This is a genomic window from Vibrio sp. 10N.261.51.F12, assembly GCF_041471725.1.
In the GTDB taxonomy this organism is placed as follows: Bacteria; Pseudomonadota; Gammaproteobacteria; order Enterobacterales; family Vibrionaceae; genus Vibrio.
Genome location: NZ_JBFROV010000024.1, coordinates 62,635 through 69,660 on the forward strand (window position 1 = coordinate 62,635; position 7,026 = coordinate 69,660).

9 protein-coding genes are annotated in these 7,026 nt (G+C 43.7%); 6 read left to right on the forward strand and 3 right to left on the reverse strand.

What is annotated here, in order from left to right; all coding sequences use genetic code 11:
* Positions 1-34: 34 nt before the first annotated feature.
* Complete coding sequence (locus AB4405_RS15285; protein WP_372061659.1) at positions 35-805, forward strand: glycosyltransferase family 2 protein; 771 nt, start codon at positions 35-37, stop codon at positions 803-805.
* Between the two features lie 35 nt (positions 806-840).
* On the opposite strand, the gene wecA is transcribed toward AB4405_RS15285, so the two are convergent.
* Positions 841-1,878, reverse strand: coding sequence for a UDP-N-acetylglucosamine--undecaprenyl-phosphate N-acetylglucosaminephosphotransferase (gene wecA / locus AB4405_RS15290; protein ID WP_372061660.1), 1,038 nt, complete (start codon positions 1,876-1,878; stop codon positions 841-843).
* A gap of 130 nt (positions 1,879-2,008) precedes the next feature.
* Between wecA and AB4405_RS15295 the strand changes: the two genes are divergently transcribed.
* Positions 2,009-3,175 carry a nucleotide sugar dehydrogenase gene (locus tag AB4405_RS15295; protein ID WP_372061661.1) on the forward strand — a complete coding sequence of 389 codons (1,167 nt, stop codon included), beginning with the start codon at positions 2,009-2,011 and terminating at the stop codon, positions 3,173-3,175.
* Positions 3,176-3,400: 225 nt separating this feature from the next.
* On the opposite strand, the gene rraA is transcribed toward AB4405_RS15295, so the two are convergent.
* Both rraA and AB4405_RS15305 read right to left on the reverse strand, forming a co-directional pair.
* Positions 3,401-3,916, reverse strand: coding sequence for a ribonuclease E activity regulator RraA (gene rraA, locus AB4405_RS15300; protein ID WP_372061662.1), 516 nt, complete (start codon positions 3,914-3,916; stop codon positions 3,401-3,403).
* Between the two features lie 78 nt (positions 3,917-3,994).
* Positions 3,995-4,912: a 1,4-dihydroxy-2-naphthoate polyprenyltransferase gene (locus AB4405_RS15305; RefSeq protein WP_372061663.1), complete on the reverse strand. Its 918-nt coding sequence runs from the start codon at positions 4,910-4,912 to the stop codon at positions 3,995-3,997.
* 194 nt (positions 4,913-5,106) lie between these two features.
* Between AB4405_RS15305 and AB4405_RS15310 the strand changes: the two genes are divergently transcribed.
* From AB4405_RS15310 to AB4405_RS15325, 4 genes are all read left to right on the forward strand, one after another.
* Positions 5,107-5,397 (forward strand): GIY-YIG nuclease family protein, encoded by a 291-nt coding sequence (locus tag AB4405_RS15310; RefSeq protein ID WP_102467768.1) that lies wholly within the window; start codon positions 5,107-5,109, stop codon positions 5,395-5,397.
* A gap of 444 nt (positions 5,398-5,841) precedes the next feature.
* Positions 5,842-6,045, forward strand: coding sequence for a hypothetical protein (locus AB4405_RS15315; RefSeq protein WP_372061664.1), 204 nt, complete (start codon positions 5,842-5,844; stop codon positions 6,043-6,045).
* Positions 6,046-6,533: 488 nt separating this feature from the next.
* Positions 6,534-6,737, forward strand: coding sequence for a hypothetical protein (locus AB4405_RS15320; RefSeq protein ID WP_372061665.1), 204 nt, complete (start codon positions 6,534-6,536; stop codon positions 6,735-6,737).
* Positions 6,706-6,987, forward strand: coding sequence for a hypothetical protein (locus tag AB4405_RS15325; RefSeq protein WP_372061666.1), 282 nt, complete (start codon positions 6,706-6,708; stop codon positions 6,985-6,987). The genes AB4405_RS15320 and AB4405_RS15325 overlap by 32 nt, the downstream gene beginning before the upstream one ends.
* The last annotated feature ends 39 nt before the right edge of the window (positions 6,988-7,026 follow it).

Sequence of the window (7,026 nt, forward strand, 5' to 3'; positions counted from 1 at the left end):
ATGTTTAAATTTTTAGTCGGGTAAGGAGTAATAAGTGGCAGTATTTATAGCAGTCGTCTCTCATGGTCACGGAGAGCTAATTAATCAGCTTAAATGTCTTGAGAAACTAGCCAAGGATTATACGGTGATTGTAAAAAGCAACATGGAAGGAGATGACTTTCAAGAACTTAATGAGTCCACATCTTTTCATTGGATTAACCACATGTATGGTTTAGGGTTTGGAAAAAATAACAACGTTATATATGGATATTGTAAGAAAGAATTATCAATGTCAAATGATGATTATTTTGTCGTGTTAAATCCAGATGTTATTGTTTCAAGTGCACATTTATGTTCACTGGTTAGTCATATGAATGGTAAAAATAGAGAGCTTGCTACTATTAATCTCTTTAAAGATAAAGAATTAACCGTGTTCGACCCTTCAATTAGACGATTTCCAACATTAGTGAATTTTATTTTATCTTTTTTAGGGGCAGGAAATAAATCGATAATGGATAAAGCTACTATCAAGGAATGCAAAGAAGTTGATTGGGCTGCAGGTTCTTTTCTTTGTTTTAGTTCATCGCATTATGAGAAGCTGGAAGGTTTTAATGAGTCTTATTTTATGTACTGTGAAGACATAGATATTTGCTATAGAAGTCATTTAATGGGGGTGCCCGTTACTTATTACCCTAACATTAAGGCCATCCATTTAGCAAAACATGCTAACAGAAAGTTTTTATCTAAACATTTTTATTGGCACGTTTCTAGTGTGATACGGTTCCTGATTAATAAAAATATTCGGTTTCCCTTCAAATATAATTAGTCACCACTTTGGGTTTAAGGCTGTGGTAATTACGGTCATTTTGTTGTGTTACGACTTTTATCAAGAACATTTAGAATGACAAAGTACAGAATAAAGCAAATAATAAATAGTGAAAACATGAGCGACTCAGGAGCATTAAACCACTCACCAGCGATTCCAACACCTGCAAATAAGCTTGCACATAGGCATATAATCATCAACGTTTGAGTTGATGAGTAGCCATACCGTTGAAAGATATGATGCAAGTGCTCACGGTCTGGTTTGAAGGGCGAATCCCCTCTATTTGTTCGTCTTATCATAACTGCCGTCATGTCCATTAGAGGAATGGCAATAAGCCACAAGGCAGTTACGGGTTGCATTAACGTATTTGGCTCGCCTTGACTTGCGGCTAGAAGTAACCAAACAACAGAAAAACCTATCATCATACTTCCCGCATCCCCCATGAATACTTTCCTTTTTCTTTCAAAGTAGCCTAGATTGAGTGCGACATACGGGATTAATGCTGCGATAAAAACAAGGCAAAGGCTCGCAAAGCCACTTTGTTCGTCGGCGTACATTAATATTGCTAAACCGGAAAAGGTCACGATAGATAACCCACCAAGAAGCCCATCAATACCATCAACCATATTAAACGCATTGATAGCGCCAATGACGGCGACAACGGTAACGACGACTCCTAAAAATGGACCAAGGTTTACATCACCAAAAGAGAGTAAGTCACCTAATGTTTTCAGCTGAAGGTCTGAGAAGTAAACCATGCAAAGCGCAAGGCCTGCCTGTACCAACAAGCGCAGCTTGAAACTGACGTCATATTTGTCATCCAGGGCACCAAGTATGACTAGTGTCCCCAGTAGTATCAGCAACAGATAGCTGTCAGGGATGAGTTCTGATTTTAAGTATAAATATTGCGATACGGCAATATACACGGCAATGCCACCGACGAGAGGTATTTTCCCGGTATGCTGCTTTCGTGCCGTACTGATGTCGACTAAGCCTATTTTTCGCGCCCATTTTCTTAAAACAAATAGGGCGGTTAACGATACAAAGCTAACGTAAAGCAAATCAATCAGCATTCTGTTCTTCTAAATAAATCATCCTGTGGACATATTACACATGAATTGATAGCGATTAAAGAGCGTTGGGTTGCGAGTATGAGTGACAAGCTATAGAATTTTGCAATCTGGTTAAAATTAGAGAACTCAAATGAAAATTGCTGTTGCAGGAACCGGTTACGTAGGCCTATCAAATGCGATGCTCCTATCTCAAAATCATGAGGTAGTAGCAGTCGATATTGATGAAGAAAAAGTGGCGTTGTTATATAACGGCCAGTCTCCAATCGTCGATACTGAAATTGAAGCGTTTCTCAAACGTGATGATCTCAATTTTACTGCGACGTTGGATAAAACACTGGCGTACTCTAATGCCGATTATGTCATTGTCGCCACGCCAACGGATTATGATCCACAAACCAATTATTTTAATACTGGCTCCGTAGAGTCGGTGATTAAAGATGTGCTTGAGGTGAACCCAAGTGCGGTTATTGTGATTAAATCAACGGTGCCGGTTGGCTATACCGTTCGTGTGCGTGAAGAGCTAGGCACTGAAAACATCTTTTTCTCACCAGAATTTTTGCGTGAGGGCAGTGCACTATTTGATAACCTAAACCCATCTCGTATCATTATTGGCGAACGCAGCGAGCGAGCAAAGGTGTTTGCTGATTTGCTTGTTGAGGGCGCACAGAAAGAAAATATCGATGTATTGTTTACCGATTCAACAGAAGCCGAAGCGGTGAAGTTGTTTTCAAACACTTACCTTGCGATGCGTGTGGCGTATTTTAACGAGCTGGATTCTTACGCTGAAGCGGCAGGCTTGGATACGCGTCAAATTATCGAAGGTGTTGCGTTAGACCCTCGTATTGGCGGTCACTATTGCAACCCATCGTTTGGCTATGGTGGTTATTGTCTTCCTAAAGACACTAAGCAATTGTTGGCAAACTACCAAGAAGTACCAAACAATATTATTGGTGCCATCGTCGACGCAAACCGCACTCGTAAGGATTTTGTTGCTGAATCGATTATGAAACGTAACCCGAAAGTCGTTGGTGTTTACCGCTTAATTATGAAGTCAGGTTCTGATAACTTCCGAGCTTCCAGTATTCAAGGCATCATGAAGCGCCTAAAAGCAAAAGGCATTGAAGTGATTGTTTATGAGCCTGTGCTAGAAGAAGATTACTTCTTCCACTCACGTGTGATTCGCGATGCAGAGGCCTTTAAACAGGAAGCGGATGTGATTATCTCAAACCGTATGCTTCCTGAGCTTGAAGATGTTGCTGAGAAAGTTTACACGCGTGATTTATTCGGTAACGACTAGCCGTCTCAGTGTCGGCTGATATAAAAAACGAGAGCAATATGCTCTCGTTTTTTTTGATACCAATTTTACGCTAGTTTATATCCGCTATCCGCATTATCGCGTTGTTCGTCATCCCTGCACAGGAATGACGTGGCAACTCAAAGCGAGCAACGAATCAAAGCTGTTGCGACCGGAAGAGGAGAGCGATAATTTAGTTCGTAATAATTAGCGCTGTCAGTTAGTGGTTTACTCTTCCACGTCTTTTTCGTCTATCTCTAAATTCACATCAAGTGGTTCTTGAGACAGGATAATACCCGTGTTATCGGCATACACATAATCTTCAGGTAGGAAGGTGACCCCGCCAAAGTTGACCGGTACATCCACTTCGCCAATTTCGCTCTGTGCTGCACCGACAGGGATAGAAGCCAAGGCTTGGATGCCAATGTTCATTTCTTCTAGTTCGTCCACCTCACGTACGCAGCCGTACACGATGATGCCTTCCCATTCATTATCTTCAGCCAGCGCCGCAATTTCTGCATCGATGAGTGCTTTACGCAGCGAACCACCACCATCGATGAGTAGGATTCGACCCATGCCATCTTGCTCGAGAATGTCTCTAATGACGCCATTGTCCTCAAAACATTTCACTGAGGTTACTTGGCCAGCAAAGGAGGCGCACCCGCCAAAGTTGCTGAACATCGGCTCGACCACGTCGACTTGGTCTAGGTAGATATCACATAGTGCTGAAGTACTGTATTCCATGGCGATTCTTCTGTTCAGTTAGCAAAGGTATGTTTCGAGTATATCGGTTGACTAAGTCAATGCAATGACAAGGCTCAATTAAGTCATCAGAGTTTGAGCTATAACCACCCCAGAAAACAAGATATTAGTAACGAGTGAGCACTTCACGACTATCGGCATCATCGGTGCAATTTGTGCCGCTGCGGTGGTATGCCATACGGCAGAGGCGTGACGCCATATTACGATTAAGCTTAAAACAAATGGTAAGCTCACCCAAAGTGGGGCGGACTGAGCGGCGAGGTAAATGGCAAAACAAACTACGGCGGTAACAAGTAGCAGGGTGTGATAGGTTTTGGCTCGCTGTGCTCCTAACCGAACGACGACCGTGCGTTTACCGCAGGCACTATCGTTATCAATGTCTCGCATGTTGTTGACGTTGAGTACGGCCACGGCTAGTAAGCCACATCCTATTGCCGGTAATGCTAACAGTGAGTCGATGTGCCCAGTATGCAGAAAGTAGGTACCTGAAACACCTAATAAGCCAAAAAAGATGAACACAGAGATGTCCCCTAGGCCGACATAGCCATAAGGTTTTTTACCGACGGTGTAGGCAATCGCAGCAATGATGGCGAGCACGCCAAGCCCAATGAAGGCAAGGATGTTCTGTAGTGAGTCTAGCGCGTGGAAGATCAATCCTAACCCTGCCAGTACCGTCAGGATAATATTAAAACCGATCGCTTTTTTCATTTCAGCTTGCGACACCTCACCTGATTGAATCGCGCGCATTGGACCTAGGCGGTTGTCATTGTCTGTGCCTTTTATCGCATCACCATAGTCGTTCGCTAAGTTTGATAAGATTTGCAGCAACGTAGCCGTGATGAGCGCGAGCAACGCGACACTCCATGACATCGCCCCTTTTGAAAAGGCGAGCGCACTCCCTGTGACAATAGAGACAAGTGCAAGCGGCAAGGTTTTCGGTCTGGCGGCATCAAGCCAGATACGGATGGAATGATTCATGAGCGACTTATAGATTAACAGTTTGACTTAGTATAGGGGAAAAACCCTCGCACCTAAATACGCATAAAAGCTAAGGTTATAAGTATGAAAATAGTATGGTTTTAACAGTGACGTGAAGTGCCCCGAAATTTTGCGATTTGAATGTGGTTAGCATGGTGTTGAGTCAACGATGTCAGTGAAATAAGAGAATAAAAATGACTATAAAACCATGCGTGTATATTACAACGTCAAAAGCACACAGCGTAATTTATATTGGTGTCACATCCAATTTGCCACAACGAATCTGGAAGCACAAACAGGGAATCACCGGCGGTTTTGTTAAAAAATACAACGTGAATCTGTTGGTCCATTATGAACTCTTTGAGAATATGGAAGAGGCGATTTCTAGAGAAAAACAGCTAAAAAACTGGGAGAGAGCCTGGAAGAACCAACTCGTAACCAGCAATAACCCTGATTGGAGGGATTTGAGCCAGAACTTGGAGTGATGGTGTTGTGAGGCTTAAGCGGTCTCACATATCATAGTTCATAGTTCATAGTTCATAGTTCATAGTCCATGGCTTACATCTAACCCCACCGTCATCTTCACGAAAGTGAAGATCTTCTTCCACAAGTGACTCGCTAAATTGATCGCCATTATAAACGCGAATTAAAAATTGCGGTGAGTGCTGTGTTCACGGCAGGTGAGTTACTCGCGGTGGAAGATCTCCTTTTTCAAGGAGATGACGGTGGATGGGAGATGGCGGCGGGGTATAGGGGTATATCGCCTCCTCCTACCGTCATCTTCACGAAAGTGAAGATCTTCTTCCACAAGTGACTCACTTAATTGGTCGCAATTATAAACGCGCATTAAAACGTACGATGAGTGCAGAGTTCACTGTAGGGGAGTTACTCGCGGTGGAAGATCTCCTTTTTCAAGGAGATGACGGTGGATGGGAGATGGCGGCGGGGTGGCGGGGTATACCGCCTCCTCCCACCGTCATCTTCACGAAAGTGAAGATCTTCTTCCACAAGTGACTCGTTTAATTGGTCGCAATTATAAACGCGCATTAAAACTTGCGGTGAGTGTGGTATTCACGGGTGGTGAGTCACGCGCGGTAAAAGATCTCCACCCACCGTCATCTTCACGAAAGTGAATATCTTCTTTCACAAGTGACTCGCTTAATTGGTCGCAATTATAAACGCGCATTAAAACTTGCGGTGAGTGTGGTATTCACGGGTGGTGAGTCACGCGCGGTAAAAGATTTCCACCCACCGTCATCTTCACGAAAGTGAAGATCTTCTTCAACAAGTGACTCGCTGAATTGGTCGTCACGATAAACGCGTATTAAAAATTGCGGTGAGTGCCGTGTTCACGGTTGGTGAGTTACTCGCGACAGAAGATCTCCACTCTCCGTCATCTTCACGAAAGTGAAGATCTTCTTCCACAAGTGACTCGCTTAATTGGTCGCAATTATAAACGCACTTTAAAACTTGCGATGAGTGCAGAGGTGGTAGGGTATACCGCCTCCTCCCACCGTCATCTTCACGAAAGTGAAGATCTTCTTCCACAAGTGGCTCGCTTAATTGGCCGTTACTATAAACGGGTATTAAAAATTGTGGTGAGTACTGTCGTTCAAAGTAGATGAGTCATTCACGACAGAATATTCTCTCCCACCGTCATCTTCACGAAAGTGAAGATCTTCTTCCACAAGTGACTCGCTCAATTGGTCGCAATTATAAACGCGCGATGAGTGCAGAGTTCACGGCAGGGGAGTTACTCGCGGTGGAAGATCTCCTTTTTCAAGGAGATGACGGTGGATGGGAGATGCCAGCAGGGGGGAGATGACTTTGGGATGGTGGGGTATATCGCCTCCTCCCACCGTCATCTTCACGAAAGTGAAGATCTTCTTCCACAAGTGACTCATTCAATTGGTCGCAATTATAAACGCGCATTAAAACTTGCGGTGAGTGCTAAGTTCACGGCAGGTGAGTTACTCGCGGTGGAAGATCTCCTTTTTCAAGGAGATGACGGTGGATGGGAAATGACAGAAAGAGGAGGTGGTGGTAAATCTACGGTATCGCAATCATTGCCATAAAAAACGGCCCTTATTAGGGCTAATGCCGATCAGTTAAAG

Excerpts from the sequence above, each read along its gene's own strand:
- wecA (WP_372061660.1), bottom strand. The coding sequence starts at position 1,878 with ATGCTGATTGATTTGCTTTACGTTAGCTTTGTATCGTTAACCGCCCTA.
- AB4405_RS15295 (WP_372061661.1), top strand. The coding sequence starts at position 2,009 with ATGAAAATTGCTGTTGCAGGAACCGGTTACGTAGGCCTATCAAATGCG.
- rraA (WP_372061662.1), bottom strand. The coding sequence starts at position 3,916 with ATGGAATACAGTACTTCAGCACTATGTGATATCTACCTAGACCAAGTC.
- AB4405_RS15305 (WP_372061663.1), bottom strand. The coding sequence starts at position 4,912 with ATGAATCATTCCATCCGTATCTGGCTTGATGCCGCCAGACCGAAAACC.
- AB4405_RS15310 (WP_102467768.1), top strand. The coding sequence starts at position 5,107 with ATGACTATAAAACCATGCGTGTATATTACAACGTCAAAAGCACACAGC.
- AB4405_RS15315 (WP_372061664.1), top strand. The coding sequence starts at position 5,842 with ATGGGAGATGGCGGCGGGGTGGCGGGGTATACCGCCTCCTCCCACCGT.
- AB4405_RS15320 (WP_372061665.1), top strand. The coding sequence starts at position 6,534 with ATGAGTCATTCACGACAGAATATTCTCTCCCACCGTCATCTTCACGAA.